At 71.4% G+C, this 24,924-nt stretch carries 23 protein-coding genes; 15 read left to right on the top strand and 8 right to left on the bottom strand.

Features of this window, described 5'->3' with window-relative positions; translation table 11 throughout:
• Positions 1–30 precede the first annotated feature (30 nt).
• On the top strand, positions 31–522 hold the full coding sequence (locus ACH4UK_RS18730; RefSeq protein ID WP_398357546.1) for an LURP-one-related/scramblase family protein: 492 nt from the start codon (positions 31–33) through the stop codon (positions 520–522).
• 51 nt (positions 523–573) lie between these two features.
• On the opposite strand, the gene ACH4UK_RS18725 is transcribed toward ACH4UK_RS18730, so the two are convergent.
• Positions 574–1,368, bottom strand: coding sequence for a carbon-nitrogen family hydrolase (locus tag ACH4UK_RS18725; protein WP_398357544.1), 795 nt, complete (start codon positions 1,366–1,368; stop codon positions 574–576).
• A 199-nt stretch (positions 1,369–1,567) separates the two neighbouring features.
• On the opposite strand from ACH4UK_RS18725, the gene ACH4UK_RS18720 reads away from it, so the two are divergent.
• Entirely contained in the window at positions 1,568–2,392 is an 825-nt protein-coding gene (locus ACH4UK_RS18720; protein WP_398357542.1) for a maleylpyruvate isomerase family mycothiol-dependent enzyme, read from the top strand.
• A gap of 86 nt (positions 2,393–2,478) precedes the next feature.
• Here the strand turns inward: ACH4UK_RS18720 and ACH4UK_RS18715 are convergent, their stop codons facing one another.
• Together ACH4UK_RS18715 and ACH4UK_RS18710 are read right to left on the bottom strand one after the other, a co-directional pair.
• Positions 2,479–3,789 (bottom strand): nitrate/nitrite transporter, encoded by a 1,311-nt coding sequence (locus ACH4UK_RS18715; protein ID WP_398357540.1) that lies wholly within the window; start codon positions 3,787–3,789, stop codon positions 2,479–2,481.
• On the bottom strand, positions 3,786–4,469 hold the full coding sequence (locus ACH4UK_RS18710) for a GntR family transcriptional regulator (RefSeq protein WP_398357539.1): 684 nt from the start codon (positions 4,467–4,469) through the stop codon (positions 3,786–3,788). The genes ACH4UK_RS18715 and ACH4UK_RS18710 overlap by 4 nt, the downstream gene beginning before the upstream one ends.
• Positions 4,470–4,630: 161 nt before the next feature.
• On the opposite strand from ACH4UK_RS18710, the gene ACH4UK_RS18705 reads away from it, so the two are divergent.
• From ACH4UK_RS18705 to ACH4UK_RS18690, 4 genes are all read left to right on the top strand, one after another.
• Complete coding sequence (locus ACH4UK_RS18705) at positions 4,631–4,966, top strand: ArsR/SmtB family transcription factor (protein WP_398357537.1); 336 nt, start codon at positions 4,631–4,633, stop codon at positions 4,964–4,966.
• Positions 4,966–5,640, top strand: a complete 675-nt coding sequence (locus ACH4UK_RS18700; RefSeq protein ID WP_398357535.1) for a cation transporter — start codon at positions 4,966–4,968, stop codon at positions 5,638–5,640. The genes ACH4UK_RS18705 and ACH4UK_RS18700 overlap by 1 nt, the downstream gene beginning before the upstream one ends.
• An 84-nt stretch (positions 5,641–5,724) precedes the next feature.
• Positions 5,725–6,624, top strand: a complete 900-nt coding sequence (locus ACH4UK_RS18695; RefSeq protein ID WP_398357533.1) for a D-alanyl-D-alanine carboxypeptidase family protein — start codon at positions 5,725–5,727, stop codon at positions 6,622–6,624.
• 286 nt (positions 6,625–6,910) lie between these two features.
• Positions 6,911–7,786 carry a D-alanyl-D-alanine carboxypeptidase family protein gene (locus tag ACH4UK_RS18690; RefSeq protein ID WP_398357532.1) on the top strand — a complete coding sequence of 292 codons (876 nt, stop codon included), beginning with the start codon at positions 6,911–6,913 and terminating at the stop codon, positions 7,784–7,786.
• An 80-nt stretch (positions 7,787–7,866) separates the two neighbouring features.
• On the opposite strand, the gene ACH4UK_RS18685 is transcribed toward ACH4UK_RS18690, so the two are convergent.
• The 3 genes from ACH4UK_RS18685 to pdhA are packed head-to-tail and all read right to left on the bottom strand — an operon-like array spanning position 7,867 to position 11,476.
• A complete protein-coding gene (locus tag ACH4UK_RS18685) occupies positions 7,867–9,321 on the bottom strand; it encodes a dihydrolipoamide acetyltransferase family protein (protein ID WP_398357530.1) in 1,455 nt (484 codons plus the stop codon).
• Positions 9,322–9,332: 11 nt separating this feature from the next.
• Entirely contained in the window at positions 9,333–10,313 is a 981-nt protein-coding gene (locus ACH4UK_RS18680; RefSeq protein WP_398357529.1) for an alpha-ketoacid dehydrogenase subunit beta, read from the bottom strand.
• Between the two features lie 2 nt (positions 10,314–10,315).
• Complete coding sequence (pdhA, locus tag ACH4UK_RS18675) at positions 10,316–11,476, bottom strand: pyruvate dehydrogenase (acetyl-transferring) E1 component subunit alpha (protein WP_398357527.1); 1,161 nt, start codon at positions 11,474–11,476, stop codon at positions 10,316–10,318.
• A 348-nt stretch (positions 11,477–11,824) separates the two neighbouring features.
• Between pdhA and ACH4UK_RS18670 the strand changes: the two genes are divergently transcribed.
• The 3 genes from ACH4UK_RS18670 to ACH4UK_RS18660 all read left to right on the top strand — a co-directional run bounded on the left by ACH4UK_RS18670 (position 11,825) and on the right by ACH4UK_RS18660 (position 14,217).
• Positions 11,825–12,484: a response regulator gene (locus tag ACH4UK_RS18670; protein ID WP_398357526.1), complete on the top strand. Its 660-nt coding sequence runs from the start codon at positions 11,825–11,827 to the stop codon at positions 12,482–12,484.
• A gap of 120 nt (positions 12,485–12,604) precedes the next feature.
• Positions 12,605–13,021 (top strand): pyridoxamine 5'-phosphate oxidase family protein, encoded by a 417-nt coding sequence (locus tag ACH4UK_RS18665; RefSeq protein WP_398357773.1) that lies wholly within the window; start codon positions 12,605–12,607, stop codon positions 13,019–13,021.
• Between the two features lie 164 nt (positions 13,022–13,185).
• A complete protein-coding gene (locus tag ACH4UK_RS18660) occupies positions 13,186–14,217 on the top strand; it encodes a phosphotransferase (protein ID WP_398357771.1) in 1,032 nt (343 codons plus the stop codon).
• 76 nt (positions 14,218–14,293) lie between these two features.
• Here ACH4UK_RS18660 and ACH4UK_RS18655 read toward each other — a convergent pair whose 3' ends face one another.
• Positions 14,294–15,883, bottom strand: coding sequence for a protein kinase (locus tag ACH4UK_RS18655; protein ID WP_398357524.1), 1,590 nt, complete (start codon positions 15,881–15,883; stop codon positions 14,294–14,296).
• Between the two features lie 337 nt (positions 15,884–16,220).
• On the opposite strand from ACH4UK_RS18655, the gene ACH4UK_RS18650 reads away from it, so the two are divergent.
• The 6 genes from ACH4UK_RS18650 to ACH4UK_RS18625 all read left to right on the top strand — a co-directional run bounded on the left by ACH4UK_RS18650 (position 16,221) and on the right by ACH4UK_RS18625 (position 23,799).
• Positions 16,221–17,855 (top strand): protein kinase, encoded by a 1,635-nt coding sequence (locus ACH4UK_RS18650; RefSeq protein WP_398357522.1) that lies wholly within the window; start codon positions 16,221–16,223, stop codon positions 17,853–17,855.
• A gap of 552 nt (positions 17,856–18,407) precedes the next feature.
• Positions 18,408–18,731 carry a hypothetical protein gene (locus ACH4UK_RS18645; RefSeq protein ID WP_398357521.1) on the top strand — a complete coding sequence of 108 codons (324 nt, stop codon included), beginning with the start codon at positions 18,408–18,410 and terminating at the stop codon, positions 18,729–18,731.
• Positions 18,732–18,801: 70 nt separating this feature from the next.
• Positions 18,802–19,425, top strand: coding sequence for a PadR family transcriptional regulator (locus ACH4UK_RS18640; protein ID WP_398357518.1), 624 nt, complete (start codon positions 18,802–18,804; stop codon positions 19,423–19,425).
• An 80-nt stretch (positions 19,426–19,505) separates the two neighbouring features.
• Entirely contained in the window at positions 19,506–20,288 is a 783-nt protein-coding gene (locus tag ACH4UK_RS18635; protein ID WP_398357517.1) for an ABC transporter ATP-binding protein, read from the top strand.
• Positions 20,285–23,140, top strand: coding sequence for an FtsX-like permease family protein (locus tag ACH4UK_RS18630; protein WP_398357515.1), 2,856 nt, complete (start codon positions 20,285–20,287; stop codon positions 23,138–23,140). Before ACH4UK_RS18635 ends, ACH4UK_RS18630 begins: the two co-directional genes overlap by 4 nt.
• Positions 23,141–23,250: 110 nt before the next feature.
• On the top strand, positions 23,251–23,799 hold the full coding sequence (locus ACH4UK_RS18625) for a bacterial proteasome activator family protein (RefSeq protein WP_026290403.1): 549 nt from the start codon (positions 23,251–23,253) through the stop codon (positions 23,797–23,799).
• Between the two features lie 101 nt (positions 23,800–23,900).
• Here ACH4UK_RS18625 and ACH4UK_RS18620 read toward each other — a convergent pair whose 3' ends face one another.
• Positions 23,901–24,893 carry an NAD(P)H-quinone oxidoreductase gene (locus tag ACH4UK_RS18620; protein ID WP_398357513.1) on the bottom strand — a complete coding sequence of 331 codons (993 nt, stop codon included), beginning with the start codon at positions 24,891–24,893 and terminating at the stop codon, positions 23,901–23,903.
• Between the last annotated feature and the right edge of the window lie 31 nt (positions 24,894–24,924).

The raw sequence follows: 24,924 nt of genomic DNA, 5'->3' as shown, positions 1-24,924 counted from the left end.
TCCGCCGGGCGTCGGGGGAACCTGTGACGCATGAGACTTCTCGTACGTGAGCGGCTGTTCGCCATCGGCGACGACTACTGGATCGAGGACGACCGGGGCCGCAAGGTCTTCCTGGTCGACGGCAAGGCGATGCGGCTGCGCGACACCTTCGAGCTGAAGGACGCCGACGGCCGGGTCCTGGTCGAGCTGCGGCAGAAGCTGATCAGCCTGCGCGACACGATGCTCATCGAGCGGGGCGGCGAGGAGCTGGCCAAGGTCAAGCGCAAGCGGCTTTCGCTGCTCCGCAACCACTACCGGGTGACGCTGGTGGACGGCACGGAGCTGGACGTCAGCGGCAAGATCCTGGACCGCGAGTTCGCCGTCGAGTACGACGGTGAACTGCTGGCCCAGGTCTCGCGCCGCTGGCTGACCATCCGGGACACGTACGGCATCGACGTCGTCCGGGACGACGCCGACACCGCGCTGCTCATCGCCGTGGCGATGTGCGTGATCGTGCTGGCGGACAAGGAGAACGAGGACTGAGCGCCTGGCCCCGCGCGGGAGTTCGTTGTTTCACGTGAAACAGCGAGGGTCTCAGAGGCGCGGCGGCGCGAGCCCCAGCCGGCGGTCCTTCAGGGCCGGGAACTGCTCCCGGGTCGCCCGCACCTTCGCCGGGTCCAGTTCGACGGTCAGGATCTCCTCGTCCGCGCCCGCCTGCGCCAGCACCTCGCCCCAGGGGTCGACGACGATGCTGTGCCCGGCCTGCTGGACGCCGGCGTGGGTGCCCGCCGTCCCGACGGCCAGGACGTACGCCTGGTTCTCCACGGCACGGGCCTGCGCCAGGAGCGTCCAGTGGGAGCGTCGGCGCTCGGGCCAGCCCGCCGCGACGACGAGCGTCTCGGCTCCGGCGTCGACGAGCCCCCGGAACTGCTCGGGGAAGCGCAGGTCGTAACAGGTGGCGAGGCCCAGCGTGGTGTCCGGAAGGGCGACCGTCACCAACTCCTCGCCCGCTCCCATCATCACCGCCTCGCCCTGGTCGAAGCCGAAGCGGTGGATCTTGCGGTAGACGCCCGAGCGCTCGCCCTCGGGCGAGAAGACCAGGCTGGTGTTGTAGAGGGTGCCGTCGTCGGCGCGTTCGACGAAGGAGCCTGCGTGCAGCCAGACGCCGGCCTCGGCCGCCGCCTTCGCCATCACCTCGTGCGTGGGGCCCTCGAGCGGCTCGGCCTCCTCCGCGAACGCCGTGTAGGCGAACGCCCCGACCGGCCAGAGTTCAGGGAGAACCACCAGGTCGGACCCCTGTTGGGCGACCACCAGCGAGGCGGCACGCGCCCTGCGGGCCTCGACGGATTCGTCCGGGTCTACTGCGATCTGGATGAGGGAGGGGCGCACACTACCACCGTCCTGGCATTCAAGCCGTCAACACGGGCCTACGATCGTCACACGAAAGCACTGCCGGGGTGCCTGCTCGCAGCGTAACTTGGACCGAACCTCCCACGCAGCTCGCCGACAGCGCCGTCAGTGCCAGCCCACCTGCCAGCACTCCCTGCTCTCTCCAGCCCATGCACCGCAGAACCGCACGAGGGGTCCCGTGACCGTCCATCCCAGCCTCCAGAACTACGCCGACGCCGCGACCCACTCCATCGAGGCGATAGCCGAGCTGGTGAAGCCCCTCGCCGAGAGCGAGTGGAACCGCCGTACGCCCTGCCCGGGATGGTCGGTGCGCGACATCGTGTCGCACGTCATCGGCATGGAATGCGAGATGCTCGGCGATCCCCGGCCGATCCACACCCTGCCGCGCGACCTCTACCACGTACAGAGCGACTTCGCCCGCTACATGGAGATGCAGGTCGACGTCCGGCGGCACCACACCGCCCCGGAGATGACCTCCGAGCTGGAGTACGTCCTCATCCGCCGGGCCCGGCAGCTCCGCAACGAGTCGCGCACCCCCGAGACCACGGTCCGCGCCCCGCTGGGCACCGAGCAGACCCTCGAAGTGGCGCTGAACCGGCGGGCCTTCGACGTCTGGGTGCACGAGCAGGACCTGCGCACCACGCTCGGACAGCCGGGCAACCTCGACTCTCCCGGCGCCCTGATCACCCGGGACACCCTGCTCTCCGCGCTGCCGAAGGTGGTCGCCAAGGGCGCGGGCGCACCCGCCCATTCGGCGGTCGTCTTCGACGTGCACGGGCCGGTGGAGTTCCTGCGGACGGTACGGATCGACGCGGAGGGCCGCGGTTCGATAGACGGCGCCCCGTCGCTGGGCCCCGCGGTGACGTTGTCGCTGGACTGGGAGACGTACGTCCGTCTCGCCTGCGGCCGGGTCCGCCACGCGGCGGTTGCCGACCGGATCAAGGTGGAGGGCGACCAGGAGCTGGCCACCACGATCCTGGAGAACTTCGCCGTCACGCCGTAGGGCACGCCGCACCGTCCGTCCCGCGCCCCGGCGGCGCCCGTCCCGGACCCTGGGCGGGCGCGCCGCCGCGCGCGTCACACAAGAGGTCAGGCGGGCACGTGCACGGCCTCGACGCGGCTCACCACGTGGTGGTCGCGTTCCCTGAGCGCCGCCCGGCGGCGCAGCCGCAGGATCTGGGTGACGCCGAACGCCTCCAGGACGAAGACCGAGGCGAACGCGACACGGTAGTTGTCTCCCGTGGCGTCCAGCAGGACCCCGACGGCGAACAGCGTGGTCATCGAGGCGACGAACCCGCCCATGTTGACGATTCCCGAGGCGGTGCCCTGGCGCTCGGGCGGATTGGCCGGCCGGGCGAAGTCGAAGCCGACCATCGAGGCCGGCCCGCAGGTGCCGAGCACCGCGCACAGGACGACCAGCAGCCACATCGGCGTGTGGTCGGCCGGATAGAAGATCGCGGACGCCCAGAGCAGGGCCGTCGCCGCCACCGTGCCCAGCGCGATCGGCACCCGTGCCTCGTGGTGCCGGGCGACGATCTGCCCGTAGACGAGCCCCACCACCATGTTGGACAGCACCACCAGCGTCAGCAGCGTGCCCGCCGTGCCCGGACTCAGCTCCTGCGCCTCGACCAGGAACGGCATCCCCCACAGCAGCAGGAACACCATCGCCGGGAACTGGGTGGTGAAGTGCACCCACATCCCCAGCCGGGTCCCGGGCTCCCGCCAGGCGGCGGCGATCTGCCGGCGGACGTATGCGGCGCCGGCGTGCTCGGCGGGCGGCGGCTCGTGGCCCTCGGGGTGGTCCTTGAGGAACAGCAGGAGCGGCACCAGCACCACGACACCCGCCAGCGCGCTCCCGACGAACGTCGTGGTCCAGCCGTAGCTGTGCAGCGCCCGAGCGATGAACAGCGTCGAGACGAGGTTGCCCGCCATCCCGAACAGCGCCGCGACCTGGCCGATCAGCGGTCCGCGCCGGGCCGGGAACCAGCGGCTGCCGAGCCGCAGCACGCTGATGAACGTCATCGCGTCGCCGCAGCCGAGCAGCGCACGGGCCGCCAGCGCCATCCCGTACGAGGGGGAGAGCGCGAAGCCGAGCTGCCCGACGGTGAACAGGACGACCCCGATGGTGAGGACCTTCTTGGTGCCGAGCCGGTCGACCATCAGCCCGACGGGTATCTGCATGCCCGCGTAGACCAGGAGCTGGAGGATGGAGAAGGTGGAGAGCGCCGAGGCGTTGACCTCGAACCGGTCGGCGGCGTCGAGTCCGGCGACGCCCAGGCTCGTACGGAAGATGATCGCGACGAAGTAGACGGCGACGCCGATGCCCCAGATCCAGGCGGCGCGCCGGCCGCCGGGCGGGTCACCGGGCAGCGACAGGGTGGACGCGGCGGCCGAGCTCACCGGTCCTCACCCCGCACCAGCACCCGCACCCGGCCGACATGGCGGCGCACGACCTGCGCGGCCCCCTCGGCATCCCCGGCCCGGATCGCCTCCAGCAGCTCACCGTGCTCGGTGATGTTGGCCTCGATCCTGCCCGGGTGAGCCTCCATCACCGCGACGCCCATCCGCAGCTGACGGTCGCGCAGCTGGTCGTAGAGGCGCGAGAGGATCTCGTTGCCCGCGTGCTTGACGATCTCGGCGTGGAAACAGCGGTCCTTCACGGCCACCGCCGCCAGGTCGCCGTCCTCCGCCAACTGCCGCTGCTCCTCCAGGAGCTGTTCCAGCCGGGCGATCAACTGCGCGGAGGCGGGCACCGCCTTGCGGGCCGCGAACTCCTCGACCAGCAGCCGGGTCTCCACCACGTCCTTGATCTCCTGCGCGGAGACGGCGAGGACGAGCGCGCCCTTCTTCGGGTAGAGCTTGATCAGCCCCTCGACCTCCAGCCGCAGCAGTGCCTCGCGCACGGGCGTCCGGGAGACGCCGACCGCGTCCGCGAGGTCCCCTTCGGTGAGCAGCGTCCCGCCCTCGTAGCGGCGGTCCAGGACGGCTTCCTTGATGTGCGTGTAGACGCGTTCGGCGGCGGGCGGGCGCTTGAGGGAGGAGGGCGCGGACCGAACGGACGCGGAGGATGCGGCAGGCATGCGCACAGCATAGATACAACATGCACGCATGTCGGCAGCCGTCCGGATTCTGGACCTCCGGATCGACCGGAGTCCAGGGATCGATCGGAGTCCGCAGATCGATCGGACTCCGCCAACAATTCAGGCTTCCCTGAATTCAGGAATCTCTGTACTGTCACCCCATGCTGACCGTCGCTTCCGACATCGAGGTGCTCGCGCGGTTCGGCCGCGCACTCGCCGACCCGATCCGCTGCCGCCTGCTGCTCGCGCTCCGCGAGGCTCCGGCGTACCCCTCCGACCTCGCCGAGGCCCTCGGCATCTCGCGCACCCGGCTCTCCAACCACCTGGCCTGTCTGCGCGACTGCGGCCTCGTCGTCACGGTGCCGGACGGCCGCCGGACGCGCTACGAGCTGGCCGACGAACGTCTCGGCAACGCACTGGACGACCTGCGTTCCGCGGTGGTGGCCGTCGAGACCGACCGCACCTGCCCGGACGCGGAGACGAAGGGCTGCTGCTGATGACCGCGCTCAGCATCGGCCCCTCCCCGGCCCGCCGGGATGCGCTCGCCCGCCGGATACGACTGCTGGTCGCGGCCACCATCGCCTACAACGTCATCGAGGCGGCGGTCGCCCTCACCGCCGGAACGCTCGCCTCCTCCAGCGCCCTGATCGGCTTCGGCCTGGACTCCGTCATCGAGGTCTCCTCCGCCGCCGCGGTCGCCTGGCAGTTCTCCGCCCGCGAGCACGCGGTGCGCGAGAGCCGGGAGAGAACCGCCCTGCGGATCATCGCGGTGTCGTTCCTCGCGCTCGCCGCGTACGTCGCGATCGACGCCGTCCGAGCGCTGGCCGGGACCGGCGAGGCGGAACCGTCCCCCCTCGGCATCGTCATCGCCGCGCTCTCCCTGGCGGTCATGCCGTTCCTGTCGGCCGCCCAGCGACGGGCGGGACGCGAGATCGGGTCCGCCTCCGCCGTCGCGGACTCGAAGCAGACCCTGCTGTGCACCTACCTGTCCGCCGTCCTGCTGGTCGGACTGGCCCTCAACGCCACCCTCGGCTGGTCCTGGGCCGACCCGGTCGCCGCCCTCGCCATCGCCGTCATCGCGGTCAAGGAGGGCCGCGAGGCCTGGCGGGGCAAGGGTTGCTGCGCCCCTACTGCCCAAGGTCAAGCCTGCGCAAATTCACCCGTTCGGTAACACATCCATTGCCCCGCCCCAGGAGTCTTCCCTCCGAGCGGCACCCTTATGTAGCCGCATATCAGGGGCATTTGGAGCGTTCAGTTGAAAATCGGCATCAAGCGCATCAATCGCGTCACCGTCACGGCCACCGTGACCCTCACCGCCGGTGCGGTGCTCGCGGGCAGCGCCTTCGCCTCCACCGCGCACGCCGCCACGCCGCCGACTCCGAAGATCGTCGCCAAGGGCGGCTTCGTGATGAACAACGGCACGGGCAAGACCCTCTTCACCAAGTCCGCGGACACCCGCCGGTCCACGGGCTCCACCACCAAGATCATGACGGCGCTGGTGGTCCTGTCGCAGAAGAACGTGAACCTGAAGTCCAAGGTCACGGTCCAGAAGGCGTACAGCGACTACATCGTCAAGAAGAACGCCTCGTCCGCCCGGCTCATCGTCGGCGACAAGCCCACCGTGGGCCAGCTCCTCTACGGCCTGATGCTCCCCTCCGGATGCGACGCCGCGTACGCCCTGGCCGACAAGTTCGGCTCCGGCAAGACCCGCGCGGCCCGCGTGAAGTCGTTCATCGGCAAGATGAACGCCACGGCGAAGAGCCTCAAGCTGAAGAACACGCGTTTCGACTCGTTCGACGGCATAGGGGGTGGCAACAACTACTCGACCCCGCGTGACCTGACGAAGATCGCCAGCAAGGCGATGAAGAACTCCACGTTCCGCTCGATCGTCAAGACCAAGGCGACGAAGCAGAAGGTGACCACGAAGAGCGGTGGCTACCGCTACATGTCGTGGAGCAACACCAACAAGATGCTCAGCAGCTACAGCGGCGACATCGGCGTGAAGACCGGCTCCGGCCCGACCGCCAAGTACTGCCTGGTCTTCGCCGCGACCCGCAAGGGCAAGACCGTGATCGGCACCGTGCTCACCTCGTCCTCCGAGGCGAACCGCACCGCCGACGCGAAGAAGCTGATGGACTACGGCTTCAAGAAGTAGGGCCCCTGTCCCCGGCCGGGCGAAAGGCCGCTGGGCCCGCGCGGTCGTCGCGCGGGCCCACGCGTCACGGGCCCACCGACAGATCTTTGCCATGTCCGCGTACATCCTTGCGGGCCGCTCATGAGTCTCGTATCGGGGCCTCTCCATATCCCGGTCCCTCAATGCATTCGCGAACTCGGAGCGTTCATTGATATCGAGCCACAAGTCCCGCCCCCAGGCCGATCACAAGGCCCGCAGCAAGCGCCTGCGCAACTCTGTCGTCGCAGCCGTCGTATCCGGTGGCGTGATGCTTGCGGTCACGCCCCTCGCATCGCCTGCCCACGCCGCTGCCGCCCTGCCGACGCTCAGCGCCAAGGGCGCGTTCCTGCAGGACAGGGCGACCGGTGCCAAGAAGTACGGCAAGGCCGCCGACATCAAGCGGCAGATGGCCAGCACCACCAAGGTCATGACCGCCGCCGTGGTCCTCAACACCCCCGGCGTCGACATGTCCCGCAAGGTGACCATCTCGCAGGCCTACCGCGACTACGTCACGGCCCAGGGCGCCAGCACGGCGGACCTGAGGACCGGCGACAAGGCCACGGTCCGTCAGCTGGTCCACGCCCTGATGCTTCCGTCCGGCTGTGATGCGGCCTACGCGCTCGCCGACACCTTCGGCGTCGGCACCACCCGGGCCGCCCGGACCAAGCAGTTCATCGGCCAGATGAACGCGAAGGCCGCGTCGCTCGGGATGACCAACACCAAGTTCGACTCGTTCGACGGCATTTCGGCGGCCGGGAACAACTACTCGACCCCGCGCGATCTCGCGCAGCTCGCCAGCTACGCGATGCGGGGCTCGACACTGCGCGGCATCATGAGCACCACCAAGTACGTGGCCCCCATACCGACCAGCACCGGCGCGGTGCGCACGTACACCTGGTACAACACCAACCAGCTGCTCGGCTCCTACAGCGGCGCCGTCGGCATCAAGACCGGCACCGGCACCGCGGCAGGCCCCTGCCTCATCTTCGCCGCCACCCGGGGCGACAAGACATACGTCGGCGTCATCCTGAACGGCACCGACCGCTACAACGACGCGGCCAAGCTGCTGGACTACGGCTTCGGTTCCGCCACCGCGTCGGCCATGAAGCTGCGCACGCTGCCCCAGGGCGCACAGCGCGACTGATCCGGCACCGGACACAAACGCCGGACACAACAGAAGGGTGCGGCCACCGTCGGTGGCCGCACCCTTTGTCCGTCTGCCCGTCAGGCCCAGGTGATCAGCCGCTTCGGCTGCTCCAGGATCGCCGCCACATCGGCCAGCACCTTGGAGCCCAGCTCGCCGTCGACCAGGCGGTGGTCGAACGACAGGGCCAGCGTGGTGACCTGACGCGGCTTCACCTTGCCCTTGTGGACCCACGGCTGGAGCTTGATCGCGCCGACCGCCAGGATCGCGGACTCGCCCGGGTTGAGGATCGGCGTACCGGTGTCGACGCCGAAGACGCCGACGTTGGTGATGGTGACCGTGCCGCCGGCCATCGCGGCCGGGGAGGTCTTGCCGTCCCGGGCCGTGGTGACCAGCTCGCCCAGGGCCGCCGCGAGCTGCGGCAGCGTCTTGTCGTGCGCGTCCTTGATGTTCGGCACGATCAGGCCGCGCGGGGTGGCCGCCGCGATGCCCAGGTTCACGTAGTGCTTCTGCACGATCTCCTGGTTGGCCTCGTCCCAGGCGGCGTTGACCTCGGGGTTCCGCTTGATCGCGACGAGGAGGGCCTTGGCGATGATCAGGAGCGGGTTGACCCGCACCCCCGCCATCTCCTTGTCCTCCTTGAGCTCGGCCACGAGCTTCATCGTGCGCGTCACGTCGACCGTGACGAACTCGGTGACGTGCGGCGCGGTGAACGCGCTGCCCACCATCGCCTGCGCGATGGCCTTGCGTACGCCCTTGACCGGGATACGGGTCTCCCGGGCGGAGGCGGGGACGGGGGCTGCCGGGGTCTCGGCGACCGCCGGAGCGGGCGCCGCCGGAGCCGGGACCGTCACGGGAGCCGCGGCCGGAGCCGCCGCCGTGTGGACGTCCTCGCGGGTGATGATCCCGTCCTTGCCGGTCGGGGTGACCGTCGCCAGGTCGATGCCCAGGTCCTTGGCCAGCTTGCGGACCGGCGGCTTGGCGAGCGGCCGGCCACCGGCCGGAGCGCCGGCCCGGTCGGGCGCCGCGGGCGCGGGGACAGCAGCGGGCGCCGCGTGCCCGTTCAGCTCGGCCTGCACCGCCGCCGCGACGGCGGCCGCCTCCGGAGCGGCGGCCCCGCCCTTGCGCGGGCGGCGCTTGGTGGAGGCCTCGGCGACCCCGTAACCCACCAGGACCGGGGTGCGGCCCTTCGGCTCGGCCTCCGCCTCGGGCTCCTCCGCCGTCTCCCGCACCGGAGCGGCGGCCGGGGCCGGGGCGTCGCCGCTGCCCGGGGCCACGTCGACCGTGATGATCACCTGGCCGACGTCGACGGTCGTGCCCTCGGCGAAGCGCAGCTCGTGCACCACGCCGTCGAACGGGATCGGCAGCTCGACGGCCGCCTTCGCGGTCTCGACCTCGCACACGACCTGTCCGTCGGTGACGGTGTCGCCGGGCTGGACGAACCACTTGAGGATCTCGGCCTCGGTCAGTCCTTCGCCCACGTCGGGCATCTTGAACTCACGGAAGCGAGCAGACGTTTCGGTCATCGTCGTCACGAACCCTCTCCTCAGAACGCCAGCGAGCGGTCGACGGCGTCGAGCACCCGGTCCAGGCCGGGCAGATACTCGTCCTCCAGCCGGGCCGGCGGGTAGGGCACGTGGTAACCGCCGACCCTGAGCACCGGTGCTTCGAGGTGGTAGAAGCAGCGCTCGGTGATCCGGGCGGCGATCTCCGCGCCGGAGCCGTAGAAGACGGGCGCCTCGTGGACGACCACGACCCGGCCGGTCTTCTCGGCCGACGTCTGGATGGCGTCGAAGTCGATCGGGGACATCGAGCGCAGGTCCAGGACCTCGATCGACTTGCCCTCCTCCTGGGCGGCGGCGGCCGCTTCCAGGCAGACCTTCACCATCGGCCCGTACGCGACGAGCGTGAGGTCGCTGCCCTCGCGGACGGTCACGGCCCTGTGCAGCGGGCCGGGGATGGACTCGGTGTCGACCTCGCCCTTGTCCCAGTAACGCCGCTTGGGCTCGAAGAAGATGATCGGATCGTCGCTCTGGACGGCCTGCTGCATCATCCAGTAGGCGTCGCTCGCGTTGGAGGGCGAGACCACCTTCAGGCCCGCGACGTGCGCGAAGAGCGCCTCGGGGGACTCGCTGTGGTGCTCGACCGCGCCGATGCCGCCGCCGTACGGGATGCGCACGACGACCGGCAGCTTGATCTTGCCGAGCGCGCGGGCGTGCATCTTGGCGAGCTGCGTGACGATCTGGTCGTACGCGGGGAAGACGAAGCCGTCGAACTGGATCTCGACGATCGGGCGGTAGCCGCGCAGGGCCAGGCCGATCGCGGTGCCGACGATGCCGGACTCGGCGAGCGGGGTGTCGATCACCCGGTCCTCGCCGAAGTCCTTCTGGAGTCCGTCGGTGATGCGGAAGACGCCGCCGAGCTTGCCGACGTCCTCACCCATGATGAGGACCTTGGGGTCGTGGTCGAGGGCGAGGCGGAGCGACTCGTTGAGCGCTTTCGCGATGGACATCTTTTCCACGGCCATGGCTACTTGCCCTCCTCGGCGGAATCGGCGAACGATGCCTGGTAGGCGGCGAACTGGGCCCGCTCCTCGTCCACGAGGGAGCTGCCGTCGGCGTAGCCGTGCTCGAACAGGGCCATCGGGTCCGGGTCGGGCATCGCGCGTACCGCTTCCCGCACCCGCTTGCCGAGGGTCTCGCTCTCCTCGTCCAGCGCGGTGAAGAAGGCGGCGTCCGCGAGCTTCTCCTTCTCCAGGTACGCGCGCAGCCGCAGGATCGGGTCCTTGGCCTCCCAGGCGGCCCGCTCCTCGTCGGCCCGGTACTTCGTCGGGTCGTCGGAGGTGGTGTGGGCGCCCATGCGGTAGGTGAAGGCCTCCACGAGGGTCGGGCCCTCGCCGCGGCGGGCCCGCTCCAGCGCGGAGCGGGTGACGGCCAGACAGGCGAGGACGTCGTTGCCGTCGACCCGGACGCCGGGGAAACCGTAGCCCTGGGCGCGCTGGTAGAGCGGCACGCGGGTCTGGCGCTCGGTGGGCTCGGAGATGGCCCACTGGTTGTTCTGGCAGAAGAAGACGACCGGGGCGTTGTAGACCGCGGAGAAGGTGAACGACTCGGCGACGTCGCCCTGGCTGGAGGCCCCGTCACCGAAGTACGCGATCACGGCGGAGTCCGCGCCGTCCTTGGCGACGCCCATGGCGTAGCCGGTGGCGTGCAGGGTCTGCGAGCCGATGACGATCGTGTACAGGTGGAAGTTGTTGCTGTTGGGGTCCCAGCCACCGTGGTTCACGCCGCGGAACATGCCGAGCAGGTTGGTCGGGTCGACGCCGCGGCACCAGGCGACCCCGTGCTCCCGGTAGGTCGGGAAGACGTAGTCGTCGTCGCGCAGGGCCCGGCCACTGCCGATCTGGGCGGCCTCCTGGCCAAGCAGCGAAGCCCACAGGCCCAGCTCGCCCTGACGCTGCAGGGCGGTCGCCTCGGCGTCGAAGCGGCGGGTGAGCACCATGTCCCGGTACAGGCCGCGCAACTCGTCGGCGCTCAGGTCGATGCTGTAGTCCGGGTGCTCGACGCGCTCGCCCTCGGGCGTCAGCAGCTGTACGAGCTGGGGTTCGGAACTCTGCGGCTTCTTGGCGGCGCTGGTCCGCTTACTGGCGCGTCGCGGTTTACGCGCGGCGGCAGTGCTCTCCACGGTCACGTGCGTGCTCCTCCGTCGGTCCGGCCCCCGGGGTCTGCCGGGAACCAGTGCGGCTCGCCTGAATCCGACAACCGCGCACGGGGTGGGTGCCGGTCGGCCGGGATCAGGCGTGACAGGTGCCCCGGCGAGCGCCCTGTCATAGGCACGTTACCCAGTGCATCGCATAACTGCGAAACCCTATCTGACCTGCGATTTTGCTTGGATTTCCAAGTAAATCGAAAAAATCGCGAAGCTCTGCTGGTCACAGCACTGGAAACAGCCTTGCAGGCCGCCGGAACAACGGCACGTTATCCCGCGGATCAGCGCCAGGGAAGAGCGGAGGAGGGGCGAGTGTGTGAGACTGCGGTCGTGCGCGAAGATGGAAAAATCACGGTATTTCTGCTCGACGATCACGAGGTCGTCCGGCGTGGCGTCCATGAGCTCCTCTCCGTCGAGGAGGACATCGAGGTGGTCGGCGAGGCCGGTACGGCCGCGGACGCCATGGTGCGGATCCCGGCGACGCGCCCCGACGTGGCGGTGCTCGACGTACGACTGCCGGACGGCAGCGGCGTGGAGGTGTGCCGGGAGGTCCGTTCCCAGGACGAGAACATCAAATGCCTGATGCTCACCTCGTACGCCGATGACGAGGCGCTTTTCGACGCGATCATGGCGGGCGCCTCGGGATATGTGCTGAAGGCGATCCGCGGCAACGAACTGCTGAATGCGGTACGGGACGTGGCCGCCGGGAAATCCCTGCTGGACCCGGTGGCGACCGCCCGGGTGCTGGAGCGGCTGCGCGACGGCGGCAAGGGCAAGGGTGACGACAAGCTGTCCAACCTCACCGAACAGGAACGCAAGATCCTGGACCTGATCGGCGAGGGCCTGACCAACCGGGTCATCGGGGAGCGACTGCACCTCGCCGAGAAGACCATCAAGAACTACGTCTCCAGTCTGCTGTCCAAGCTGGGCATGGAGCGCCGTTCGCAGGCGGCCGCGTACGTCGCGCGGCTCCAGGCCGAGCGCCGCTGAGGCTGCCCATCGCCGGGACTTTGGTCCCGCGCCAACCGGGGCAGGCGACTCTTACGCGGCCCCTACGGCCGGGGGACAGTGGAATCCATGTCCTTCGACGAACTCCCCGCGACCGGGACGATGCGACGGGTGGCGACCGGCACGGTCGAGCGGGCCGAGCCGATCGAGCTGCTCGGCCGGGTTCCGTACGGCCGCCTCGCGACCAGCATGCGGGCCCTGCCGTTCCTGGCGGTGGCCCGGCACATCGTGAGCGACGGCCGCATCCTGCTGCGGATGCACAGCGGCTTCGGCCATCACGAGGCGTGCGACGGAAGCGTCGTCGCGTACGGGGCGGACAACTACAACGACGCGGCCTCCGGCGACGGCGGCAACCTGTGGTCGGTGCAGTTCACCGGTCCCGCCGAGATCGTGCACCCCTGCCCCGAGCAGGAGGAACTGTTCGGAGCGGCCCCCGTCACCGTCAACGGGGAGCCCTTCGCGCCGGCCTATCTCCGGGTCGACCCGCACTTCGTCACCGAACACACGCTGGACTTCTGAGGCGTCGGGCGCCCCGAGCGGTGTCCCGTCATCCCTTGCGGGTTCCCTTTAGCGCACCCGCGGGCGTGACCGCAAGTCCGCCGAGCGACCACGCAGAGTGATCTAACATCTGGTAAGTGCCGCGCTCATATGTCACTCGTCCACCTGCTCCCCCGGTCGGCGAGGTGCTCTGCCGTTACCCGGGCGTGGGCGAGCCGCTCGCCTGCGAGCCGATCACCAAGGGCCTGCTGAACCACGGATACCGCGTCTCCACCACGAGCGGCTCCTACTTCCTCAAGCACCATCTCGACAAGAAGCACCTCGACGACACCAGCGGCGAACGCGCCGCGATCGTGCGCCAGCACCGCGCCACCCAGCGCCTGCAGTCGCTCGGCGTGCCCGTCGTCCCGCCCCTGACGGACACCCGGGGCGACACCGTCACCATGATCGACGAACGGTGCTACGCCCTGCACCCCTGGGTCGACGGCCTCCACCGGGTCGGCGCCCAGCTGACCCTCGCCCAGTCGCGCCGGCTCGGAACGCTCCTCGGAACCGTGCACACCGGCCTGGAGCAGGTGATGGCGCCGCGCGACGGGCCGCATCCGGTGAGCCGGCCCGCCCGCCCGGGGCACCGCAGCCCGGACGCGGCCGACACCTTCGCGCTGATCGACGACCTGCTGGCCGCCGCCCGCGGGCAGGGCGGCCGGGACGCCCCCCGCGACGCCTTCGACGAACTCGCCGTGCACCGGCTCGTGGAGCGCCGCGCCCTCCTCGAACAGCACGCCCATCGCCGCCCGCCCACGCCGGACGGGCCCGCCACGGGATGGGTGCACGGCGACTTCCACCCGCTGAATCTGCTCTACCGGGGCTCCGACCCCGTCGCGATCGTGGACTGGGACCGGCTGGACGTGCAGCCGCGCGCCGAGGAGGCGGTGCGGGCGGCGGCGATCTTCTTCGTCGGGCCGGCCGGTGAGCTGGACCTCGCGAAGGTACGGGCGTACGCCCGCGCGTACCGGCGGGCGGCCGGGGCGGGGGCCGCGGAGCTGGCGGCCGCGGTGCACCGGGTGTGGTGGGAGCGGCTCAACGACTTCTGGATACTCCGCTGGCGCTACCGCCTCGACGACCGCAGGGCCGACCCGCAGTTCCCCGCGGTGTCGGCCCTGGCGGTCTGGTGGACGCGGGAGTACGAGGCGGTGTGCACGGCCTTCACGGAGTGAAGGGTGATGCGACACGCACGAGCCCGGCGCGCGCCACGAGGGCGCACGCCGGGCTCAGGGGGTGCTGGGCGGCCCGCTACTGCGTGGTGTTGCCCACCGAGGAGGCGCCGGGCGTGGTGCCCGTGCCGCCGTCGTCGCCGCCGGCCCCGCCGTCGTCACCGCCTGCCCCGCCCGGGGTGCCGGGGTCGGTGGCCGGGTCGGTGGGGTCGCCGGTGGGCTCGCCGCTGCCGCCCTCGTTGGTGTTGCCGTCCGACGTACCGGGGTCCGGTTCGGACGGGGTCGGGGACGGGGTGAAGGAGGGCTCGCTCGGGGTCGGGTCCGGCGTCCACGGCGGCGGGTTCGGCTGGGTCTGGCCGCCGCCCGTGGTGTCCGGCTCCTCCGGCTCGTCGCTCTCCTCCTCGGACGGCTCCTCCGAGGGTTCCTCCTCGGACTGGCTGACCGAGGTGGACGGGGTGACCGGGTCCTTCTTCTCGCCGCCGTCCTGCGCCGCGTTGAGCGCGAAGGCGACGCCCGCACCGATCGCGACCAGCGCGAGCAGGACGAAGAGCCACATCTTGCCGCGCCCGCCGGAGCGCCGCTGGCCGCCGCCGTCGTAGCCACCGTCGTCCGGGTTGTACGGCGGCAGGATCGGTCCCTGCGAGGTGTCCCCGTGCGCCGGGTAACCCATCGCGCGGGTGGAACCGCTCATTCCGTGCGGCGGGGTCTGGCCCCCCTCGTGCAGGGCGACCGGGCCGGTGTTCCACGTGCCGGTGTGGCCGCCCTGCACCTGGAGCATCTGGAGGCTGTACTGGACGAGCCCGCGCATCTCCTCGGCGCTCTGGAACCGGTCGTCCGGGTCCTTCGCCAGCGCGCGCATCGCCATCCCGTCCAGCTCCGGCGGCACCACGTCCGAGACCTCGGACGGCGGCACCGGGATGTCCTGGACGTGCTGGTAGACCACCGAGAGCGGGGTCTCACCGGTGAACGGGGGCCGCAGCGCGAGCAGTTCGTAGAGCAGGCAGCCGGTGGCGTACAGATCGGACCGGTGGTCGACGGCCTTGCCGAGCGCCTGCTCGGGGGAGAGGTACTGCGGAGTGCCCATGACCATGCCGGTCTGGGTCATCGTCGACTGCGCGCCGTGCAGCGCGCGGGCGATGCCGAAGTCCATCACCTTGACCGCGCCGGAGTCCGTGATGATCACGTTCGCGGGCTTGATGTCGCGGTGCACGATGCCGTGCTGGTGCGAGTAGGCGAGGGCCTCCAGCACGCCCGAGACGATGATCAGCGCCTGCTCGGGCGGCGGGGCCTCGGCGGTCAGGAGCAGATCGCGGATGGTGCGGCCCTCGACCAGTTCCATCACGATGTACGGGACGGTCTGGCCGCCCACGACGTCCTCGCCGGAGTCGTACACGGCGACGATCGCGTGGTGGTTGAGGCCCGCGACGGACTGTGCCTCGCGGGTGAAGCGGGCCTTGGAGACCGGGTCCTCGGCCAGGTCGGAGCGGAGCAGCTTCACCGCGACGGTCCGTCCGAGCCGGACGTCCTCCGCCGCGTAGACCTCCGCCATGCCACCCCGGCCGAGCCGGTAGGTCATCCGGTAACGTCCGTCACCGACGACGCCGCCGACACCCCAGGCGTCGGAGCCATCCGAAAATCCGCCGCCGTTTGCTTCGGAATCGGGTGCCATCAGTCCTCGCCGTCGTATCTGTCCGCGCGTCCGCGGGTTCTCACGGTGCCTTGCTGCATTGCCACGTCACGCTACAGCCTCCGCCGGACACCCCGGTTCGGCCGCGGCGGGATCATCGGACCGCCCGGCGCGCCCTACACCTGAATTTGATGCGTTTCCTGTAACGCTTCCGAGACGCTTCTTGTGCGTAGGGTCACGGAACGGGCACCCGGCTTGACGTGTCGGACCCCTACGGCAGACTTGGCGCGTAATCGCGTTGTACGGAACCGCGTCGCACGCAACCGCGTCAGACAGAAACATCGCGTGCCACCGCGCGCCGCCGAGGGGGATGCAAGTCATGAGCCAGGACGGCGCACAGGGCCGCTACGCGGGCGGAGCAGTCGCAGGCGGTCGCTATCAGCTGCGCGACCTGCTCGGCGAAGGCGGGATGGCGTCCGTATACCTGGCCTACGACTCCGCCCTGGACCGCCAGGTCGCGATCAAGACCCTGCACACCGAGCTGGGCCGCGAGCAGTCCTTCCGCGAGCGCTTCCGGCGTGAGGCGCAGGCCGTCGCCAAGCTCCAGCACACCAACATCGTCTCCGTCTTCGACACCGGCGAGGACGAGCTCGGCGGTGCGCTGATGCCGTACATCGTCATGGAGTACGTCGAGGGCCAGCCGCTCGGCTCGGTGCTGGCCGCGGACATCCACAGTCACGGCGCGATGCCGGCCGACAAGGCCCTCAAGGTGACGGCGGACGTGCTCGCCGCACTGGAGACCAGCCACGAGATGGGCCTGGTCCACCGGGACATCAAGCCGGGCAACGTGATGATGACCAAGCGCGGCATCGTCAAGGTGATGGACTTCGGCATCGCCCGTGCCATGCAGTCCGGTGTCACCTCGATGACGCAGACCGGCATGGTCGTCGGCACCCCGCAGTACCTCTCCCCCGAGCAGGCCCTGGGCCGCGGCGTCGACGCCCGGTCCGACCTGTACTCGGTCGGCATCATGCTCTTCCAGCTGCTCACCGGCCGGATCCCGTTCGACGCGGACTCGCCGCTGGCCATCGCGTACGCGCATGTGCAGGAGGAGCCGGTCGCGCCCTCCAGCATCAACCGGTCGGTCACCCCGGCGATGGACGCGCTCGTCGCCCGTGCGCTCAAGAAGAACCCGAACGAGCGCTTCCCCAGCGCCGCCGCGATGCGCGACGAGGTCTCCCGGGTGCTGAACGCCTCCGGCGGTCAGACCGGCGCCCCGATGATCGTGGCCGGCGGCGGGCCCGCCAGCAGCGGCTCCGGTGTCGGTTCCGCGGTGTTCCCGCCGGTCGACCAGGGCACCCCGGCGCCCCACAGCGTCCAGACGCCGTACCAGCCGCATCCGCACCAGCCCGGCCCGTACAACAGCCAGCCGACCCCGGCGCCCACGCCGAGCTACGGCTACCCGCAGGCCTCCCAGGGCTACCAGGCCCCGGGACCGCTGGCCCACCAGACCCCGCCGCCGTACTCGATCAGCCCGCAGCACTCGACGGCCGTCGGCACCACCGGCCACGGCGGCTCGAAGCGGAACATGCCGGTCATCGTCGGCTCGATCGTCGTCGCGCTGCTGGCCATCGGCGGTCTGATCACCGCGCTCACCCTCCAGGGCAAGGACGACGAAGCGGGCAAGGGCGGCGACGACCCGGGCACCGGCGAGTCGGTGGAGGGATACCGCCCGCCGGAGCGCAACCGGACGATGAAGGCCACGGACTGCTCGAACGCCTCCGAGGACTCCAACGACCCGAAGAAGGTCCGTGCTCCGAGCTTCATCTACAAGGACGTCCAGTCGGCCAAGGCCTGCGCGGCCGCAGCGGGCTGGACGATCAAGGAGATCGCGGAGCCGGGCAACACGTACGCCGACGGCCAGGTCGTCGGCCAGTTCCCCTCCTCCGGTGCGGCGGTCGACGAGCGCGGCGCCCACTTCGAGCTGAAGATCTCCACCGGCAAGCCCGCCTGAGCCGTCGGTCCGCGGGACACCGCCCGGCCGGACGGTGTCCGATGGTGATCGTTACCGGTCCACGTCTCTTCGCCGTGGACCGGTAAGAAGCCTCTGATTTCCGGATACCGCGTCCGGGATGCCGGATACAGGGGCCCGTGTGACGCTGATCTCATGGCTCCAGGACTTCCGGCCGCATGGCCGTCGAGGTGTGCGGTCTGTCTGCTGGCAGCGGCCGGAGCGGCGCTGGGGCCGTCGGGCGGCTCCGCCCACGGCGCATCGGCGCCCGACGCTCCGTCCATGACCGCCACGGCCCCCGGGACGTCGAGCCCCGCCACCGCGTCCACCGCCCCGTCCCCTCCGGCCTCCCCCTCCACCGCCCCCTCGGGCTCCACGTCCCCTTCGGCGCTCCCTTCCGCCCTGTCTCCGCCGTCCGGCGTCCCGCTGCCGGGAACGTCGGGGGCCGGCCCGGTCCCGCCCCCGGCAGCGACCGGGCACGGCGCGGCAGCCCCCGCGGGGCCCGGGGCCGGACCCTCGCCATCGCTCTCCCCGTCCCCCTCCGCTTCCCCCGACGTGTCCGGGTCGACCGCCCCGCTGGCCGGGCGCGAGGCCGGGGCCGGCAAGGCGCGTCCCGGGCGTTCGCTGTCGCCGCTGGAGCTGGCACGGGCCGAGACGCCCGTCGAGACGGACGAGCCCCAGGAGAGCGTCGTGGACGCCGTCGACCTGCCCGTTTCCACCCCGCCGCCCAGCGCGTTCACCGATCCGGGGCGGCGGGCCGGGCAGGCGCTGGACGCCGCGGCCGTCCGGCGGGTGCAGCAGGTCTCGCTCGGTACGGGCATCGCCCTGGTCGGGCTGGGACTCGGCTTCCTCGCGTTCCGTATGCGCCGGGCGAACTGAGCGTCGCAACCCACCGGTCCCCCGCCCTCGAGACTTGCCAGGACGAACATACTCGGTATACATACTCAGTATGTCCATTCGCCACGGCCTACTGGCCCTGCTCGAACGGGGCCCCCGTTACGGGTCCCGGCTCCGCACCGAGTTCGAGTCGCGCACCGGCTCCACCTGGCCCCTGAACGTCGGGCAGGTCTACACGACGCTCAGCCGCCTGGAACGCGACGGCATGATCGTCCAGGACGGCTCGGACGACGCCGGGCACGACCTCTACACGATCACCGACGACGGCCGCGCGGAGCTGCGCAGCTGGTTCGGGACGCCCGTGGACCGCACCAGTCCGCCCCGCGACGAACTGGCCATCAAGCTCGCCATGGCCGTCGGGGCGCCGGGCGTCGACATCCGCGACGTCATCCAGTCCCAGCGCCACCACACGCTCCAGGCGATGCAGGACTACACCCGGCTCAAGGCCCAGGCCTTGGCCGACGTCCCGGCCAACCGGGACGAGGTCGCCTGGCTCCTCGTCGTCGAGCAGCTGATCTTCCAGGCGGAGGCCGAGGCCCGCTGGCTCGACCACTGCGAGTCCCGGCTCGTCCGGCTCGCCGAGGCCGCCGCCACCGAGGCCGCCGCCGAGCCCGGCCCCGCGGCCGGCCGCGGTCCGGCCCGCTCACCGGCCGGCCGGACACGTTCCTCGCGCTGACGCCGCCCGCACAGCCCCGGGCGATGCCGGTCCCGGCGCCCACTTCCGACCCAGCCCGTTCCTAGGGGGAACCACCCGCCATGCCTTCGTCCGCCACACCGCCGGCCCCTCCGTCCTCCGGGACGCCCGGCGGCGACCCCGTACTCGAACTGCGGGCGCTGACCCGTACCCATGGCTCCGGCATCGCCGAGGTGCACGCCCTGCGCGGGATCCACCTCTCCGTGCACCCCGGCGAACTGGTCGCCGTGATGGGCCCCTCCGGCTCCGGCAAGTCCACCCTGCTGACCCTGGCCGGCGGGCTCGACACCGCCACCAGCGGCCAGGTGGTCATCGAGGGCCAGGACATCGCCGCTCTCGGCCCCAAGGGAATGGCCGCCCTGCGCCGCCGCAGCGTCGGCTATGTCTTCCAGGACTACAACCTCATCCCCGCCCTGACCGCCGCCGAGAACATCGCGCTGCCCCGCGAGCTCGACGGCGTCTCCGTGCGCAAGGCCCGCAAGGAGGCCCTCGCCGCGCTGGCCGAGATGAAGCTGGAGCAGATCGCCGACCGCTTCCCCGACGAGATGTCCGGCGGCCAGCAGCAGCGGGTCGCCATCGCCCGAGCCCTCGTCGGCGACCGGCGCCTCGTGCTCGCCGACGAGCCGACCGGGGCGCTCGACTCCGAGACCGGCGAGTCCGTGCTCGCCCTGCTGCGCACCCGCTGCGACCAGGGCGCGGCCGGTGTCATGGTCACCCACGAGCCCCGGTACGCGGCCTGGGCCGACCGGGTCGTCTTCCTCCGGGACGGCTCGATCGTCGACCAGACGCTGACCACCGGAGCCGACTCGCTGCTCTCCGCCGGAACCGCCGAGGCCACCGCGTGAGCCTCTTCTCCGGCTGGCGGGCCGCCTTCCGCATAGCCCGGCGCGACGCCGCGCGGGCCAAGGGCCGCAGCGCCCTGGTCGTCGCGATGATCGCCCTGCCGGTCCTCGGGGTGACCGCCGCCGACCTCACCTACCGCAGCGCCCTGCCCACCAAGGCCGAGGAGCTGACGGCCGAGCTGGGCTCGGCCGACGCCCGGTTCGCGGCCACCAGCCTGGGCCCGATGAAGCTCCAACAGATGCCCGACGGCGTCAACTGGAACCCGCCCGAGGGCGCCCCGGACCCGACCCCCGAGGAGCAGGAGAGGCCGGTCGACGTGACCGCGACCTTCCCCGAGGGCTCGCGCCATCTCACCGAGCGGAGCGTGCCCGTGTCGGTGACCACCCGGCACGGCATCACCGACACCGAGGTCACCGAACTGCGCATCGCCGACCCGATGCTGCGCGGCCGGATCGAGCTGACCGACGGCGCGTACCCCCGGGCCACGGACGAGATCGCGGCGACCGAGGACTTCATCGAGTCGTCCGGGCTGTCGATCGGCGACCGCGTCACCGTGCGCGGCCCCGAGCAGTCCTACACCCTCACCGGTGCGGTCGAACTGCCCGCCGACCTGCGGGCGGACGCCCTGTACGCGGTCCCCGGCTCGGTCATCGCCCCCTGGCAGAAGACCGCCGACCGCGACAAGAGCATCCTGCCGCCCCAGGCGAGCGACCCGAGGTGGCTGGTCAAGGGCCCGCCGGGAGCGGGCGTGACCTGGCAGGACGTCCTCGCCGCCAATGAGAAGGGCGTGGTGGTCAAGTCCCGCCAGGTCGCCCTGGACCCGCCGCCGGACTCCGCGGTCCCGATGGCCGGGACGAACAACGCGTACGACACGGACACCGCCCTGACCGCGGCCGCCCTCACCGTCGCCGCCATGGCCGTCCTGGAGATCGTGCTGCTGGCCGGTCCGGCGTTCGCCGTGGGCGCCCGCCGTTCGCGCCGGCAGCTGGGCCTGGTCGGCTCGTGCGGCGGCAGCCGGAGCCAGGTCCGGGCGGTGGTGCTCGCGGGCGGCGCGGTGCTCGGCGGGGTCGGCGCGGTCGCCGGTGTCGGAGCCGGGTTCGGCCTGACCGCCCTGTTCCGTCCGATGATCGAGGACTACACGGGCAGCCGCTTCGGCGAACTGACCGTGCGGCCCTGGGAGATCCTCGGCATCGCCGTGCTCGGCCTGGTCACCGGCGTCCTCGCCGCGCTCGCCCCGGCGATCGTCGCGGGCCGCCAGTCGGTCCTGGAGTCGCTCACCGGCCGGCGCGGCACCCGCCGCGGCTCCCGCGTGCTGCCCGTCGTCGGCGTCATCGCGCTGGCCGTCGGCGTCGCCGTCGCCGTCTACGGCGGGATCAGCGGCAGCACCAATCTCGTCGCCGGCGGATCGGTCCTCGCCGAGCTCGGCGTCCTCGGCTGCATCCCGGTGATCGTCGGCTTCCTCGGCCGGCTCGGCCGGAGGCTCCCGCTGACGCCCCGGATCGCCCTGCGCGACGCGGCCCGCAACCGGGGCCGTACCGCACCCGCCGTCGCCGCCGTGATGGCGGCCGTCGCGGGCAGCGTCGCCATCGCCACGTACACCAGCAGCAACGCCGCCGAGCAGGCGTACGACCACGTGCCCAACATGACCCCGGGCACCGTCGCGCTGATGGACTCCGGCGTCGAAGGCGGCGCCGATCTGGCGCGCTCCCGGGCCGCCGTCGAACAGAGCTTCCCGGTCAGCGGCGGGCGCGCCGACATCGGGCGGGTCTGGGCCGGCAGCGACTGCTGGGTCTACTACGAGGACGGTGCCGGCTGCGGCACGCTCGAACTCGTCAAGCCCACCGGCAAGGGCCACTCCTGCCCGCTGAAGGGCAAGGGCGCCAAGGAGCTCGCTCTGCGGATCTCGGCCGACGAGCACAAGCGGCTGATGAACTCCCCGGCCTGCATGGACGAGAACTACACCATGACCGCGTTCGGCACCAACGAGGACAAGATCGTCATCGGGGGCGCGGACGTGCTCGACTCGTACGTGAAGCTCGACGACCCGGCGGCGGCGAAGGCCCTGGCCGACGGCACCCCGGTCCTGCTGAACTCGGCGTACGCGAAGAACGGCGAGGTCGCCCTCAGGGCCACCCACACCTACGACGACCGCGACAAGAAGAACCGGGCCCTGCACCCCGGCAAGGCCCGCACCACCACGGACCGGCTGAAGGTGTACGTCGCACCGGACCGCTACGCGGCGACGCCCGGCATCCGGATGGTCATGCCGAAGAAGACCGCGGAGCGGCTCGGCCTGCACGTCAAGGACCACGGCAGTTTCTACCCGCTCAACCGCGACCCCACGGACGCCGAGACGCAGGCGGCCTACTCGGCGCTCCAGCGGGCCGGGGACCGCGGATACTTCATGACCGCGAACGAGATGTACCGGACGGAGGACGACACGATCCTGCTGATCCTCGCCCTCTTCGCCGGAGTGGTGACCCTGGGCGCGGCGGCGATCACGACCGGGCTCTCCAAGGCCGACGCGGAGGCCGACCTCACCACGCTCAGCGCGGTGGGCGCGCCCCCGGGCGTACGGCGCTCACTGTCCGGCTTCCAGTGCCTGGTCGTCGCCCTGACCGGGGTGCTCCTGGGGACGGCGGCGGGGCTCGTGCCCGCGGTCGCCCTGCGCCTGACCGACCTGCGTGAGGCGCTGGCGGACATGCGGGCGGATCCGATGGAGTCGGCCTACACGCCGATCGTGATGCCGTGGGAGACCATCGGCCTGCTGGCCCTGGTCGTCCCGGTGCTCGCCGGACTGCTCGCCGCCGGCCTCACCAGCTCCCGGCTGACGCTGGCCCGGCGCGCGGGGTGAACGCCCCTTCCGGCGCTCCCGGAAGGCTTCCGGTGCCCCCGAGGACGGTGGATCATCCGTTCTCGGGGGCACCAACGTGGTGTACGGCACGTGTGCGAGACAATGGCGGCATGGAAATGCCGAGGAATGACCGGTCGCAGGAGCACCCGCAGGTCCTTGTCGTGGGCCAGGACGGAATGGCTATCGGCGGCGGTGCCAGTGACGACGAGTCGCGCGAGGTCCCGGTGACGGAAATGGTGGAACAGCCCGCGAAGGTCATGCGCATCGGCAGCATGATCAAGCAGCTGCTGGAGGAGGTCAGGGCGGCTCCTCTCGACGAGGCGAGCCGGGTCAGGCTCAAGGAGATCCACGCAAGCTCCGTGAAGGAGCTGGAGGACGGCCTGGCGCCCGAGCTGGTCGAGGAGCTGGAGCGGCTCTCGCTGCCGTTCACCGAGGAGTCGGTGCCCTCCGAGGCCGAGCTGCGGATCGCCCAGGCCCAGCTCGTGGGCTGGCTGGAGGGGCTCTTCCACGGCATCCAGACGGCGCTGTTCGCCCAGCAGATGGCGGCCCGCGCGCAGCTGGAGCAGATGCGCCGCGCCCTGCCGCCCGGCACGGGTCACGAGGACGAGGAAGGCGGCGCGGACCCGCACGGCCCGATCCGTTCGGGCCCCTATCTGTAACCCGTATCCGCCCCCGGAGACCGAGGACCGACCGCGAGGGGCCCGGCGGCACACCGTGGTGTGCCGCCGGGCCCCTCGTCGTCCGCCCGGCCTTCCGCGGATCAGGCGCCGGCCCCCGGCGCGACCAGCAGGACCTTGCCGATGTGCGCGCTGGACTCCAGCACCCGGTGCGCCTCGGCGGCGTCCGCCATCGGCAGCGCCCGGTCCACCACGGGCCGGACCACCCCGCCGCCGATCAACGGCCACACGTGCTCGCGTACGGCGGCGACGATGGAGGCCTTCTCGTGGAGCGGGCGGCCCCGCAGGGAGGTCGCGGTGACGGCGGCCCGCTTGGTGAGCAGGGCGCCGAGATTCAGCTCGCCCTTGGCGCCGCCCTGGAGTCCGATGATCGCGAGGCGGCCGTTGACGGCGAGCGCCTGCACGTTCCGGTCCAGGTACTTGGCGCCGATGAGGTCCAGGATGACGTCGGCCCCCGCCCCGGCGGTGTTCTCCCGCACCTCCTCGACGAAGTCCTGCTCCCGGTAGTTGATGAGGATGTCCGCCCCCAGCTCGGCGCACCGGGCGAGCTTCTCCGGGCTGCCCGCCGTGACCGCGACCCGGGCCCCGACCGCCTTGGCAAGCTGGATCGCCATCGTGCCGATGCCGCTGGAGCCGCCGTGGACCAGGAAGGTCTCGCCGGGGCGGAGGTGGGACACCATGAAGACGTTGGACCACACCGTCGCGGTGACCTCGGGCAGCGCCGCGGCCTCCACCAGGTCGACGCCCTCCGGTACGGGCAGAAGCTGGCCCGCCGGCACGGCGACCTTCTCCGCGTAGCCGCCGCCCGCCAGCAGCGCGCACACCGGGTCACCGACCGCCCATCCGGTCACCCCGGGACCGAGCGCGAGGATGCGGCCGGCGCACTCCAGGCCGGGGTAGGGGGACGCGCCGGGCGGCGGGTTGTAGAAGCCCTGCCGCTGGAGCATGTCGGCGCGGTTCACGGCGCTGGAGACGACCTCGACGAGGACTTCGCCGTCGCCGGGTACGGGATCGGGCACCTCGGCCCACACGAGCGCCTCGGGGCCACCGGGTTCGGGAATCGTGATCGCATGCATGGCCGCGAGGCTACTCCGGCGCGGCGTACGT

The organism is Streptomyces sp. NPDC020884 (assembly GCF_044333935.1).
Classification (GTDB): Bacteria; Actinomycetota; Actinomycetes; order Streptomycetales; family Streptomycetaceae; genus Streptomyces.
This window is presented reverse-complemented; position numbering and strand designations above follow the sequence as displayed.

What these genes read in the sequence shown, in the direction of transcription:
- ACH4UK_RS18620 (WP_398357513.1), bottom strand. Translation starts at nt 24,893, where the DNA reads ATGCATGCGATCACGATTCCCGAACCCGGTGGCCCCGAGGCGCTCGTG.
- ACH4UK_RS18665 (WP_398357773.1), top strand. Translation starts at nt 12,605, where the DNA reads ATGCGACGGGTGGCGACCGGCACGGTCGAGCGGGCCGAGCCGATCGAG.
- ACH4UK_RS18710 (WP_398357539.1), bottom strand. Translation starts at nt 4,469, where the DNA reads ATGCCTGCCGCATCCTCCGCGTCCGTTCGGTCCGCGCCCTCCTCCCTC.
- ACH4UK_RS18705 (WP_398357537.1), top strand. Translation starts at nt 4,631, where the DNA reads ATGCTGACCGTCGCTTCCGACATCGAGGTGCTCGCGCGGTTCGGCCGC.
- ACH4UK_RS18690 (WP_398357532.1), top strand. Translation starts at nt 6,911, where the DNA reads ATGCTTGCGGTCACGCCCCTCGCATCGCCTGCCCACGCCGCTGCCGCC.
- ACH4UK_RS18650 (WP_398357522.1), top strand. Translation starts at nt 16,221, where the DNA reads ATGAGCCAGGACGGCGCACAGGGCCGCTACGCGGGCGGAGCAGTCGCA.
- ACH4UK_RS18640 (WP_398357518.1), top strand. Translation starts at nt 18,802, where the DNA reads ATGTCCATTCGCCACGGCCTACTGGCCCTGCTCGAACGGGGCCCCCGT.
- ACH4UK_RS18635 (WP_398357517.1), top strand. Translation starts at nt 19,506, where the DNA reads ATGCCTTCGTCCGCCACACCGCCGGCCCCTCCGTCCTCCGGGACGCCC.
- ACH4UK_RS18730 (WP_398357546.1), top strand. Translation starts at nt 31, where the DNA reads ATGAGACTTCTCGTACGTGAGCGGCTGTTCGCCATCGGCGACGACTAC.
- ACH4UK_RS18700 (WP_398357535.1), top strand. Translation starts at nt 4,966, where the DNA reads ATGACCGCGCTCAGCATCGGCCCCTCCCCGGCCCGCCGGGATGCGCTC.
- ACH4UK_RS18625 (WP_026290403.1), top strand. Translation starts at nt 23,251, where the DNA reads ATGGAAATGCCGAGGAATGACCGGTCGCAGGAGCACCCGCAGGTCCTT.
- ACH4UK_RS18655 (WP_398357524.1), bottom strand. Translation starts at nt 15,883, where the DNA reads ATGGCACCCGATTCCGAAGCAAACGGCGGCGGATTTTCGGATGGCTCC.
- ACH4UK_RS18680 (WP_398357529.1), bottom strand. Translation starts at nt 10,313, where the DNA reads ATGGCCGTGGAAAAGATGTCCATCGCGAAAGCGCTCAACGAGTCGCTC.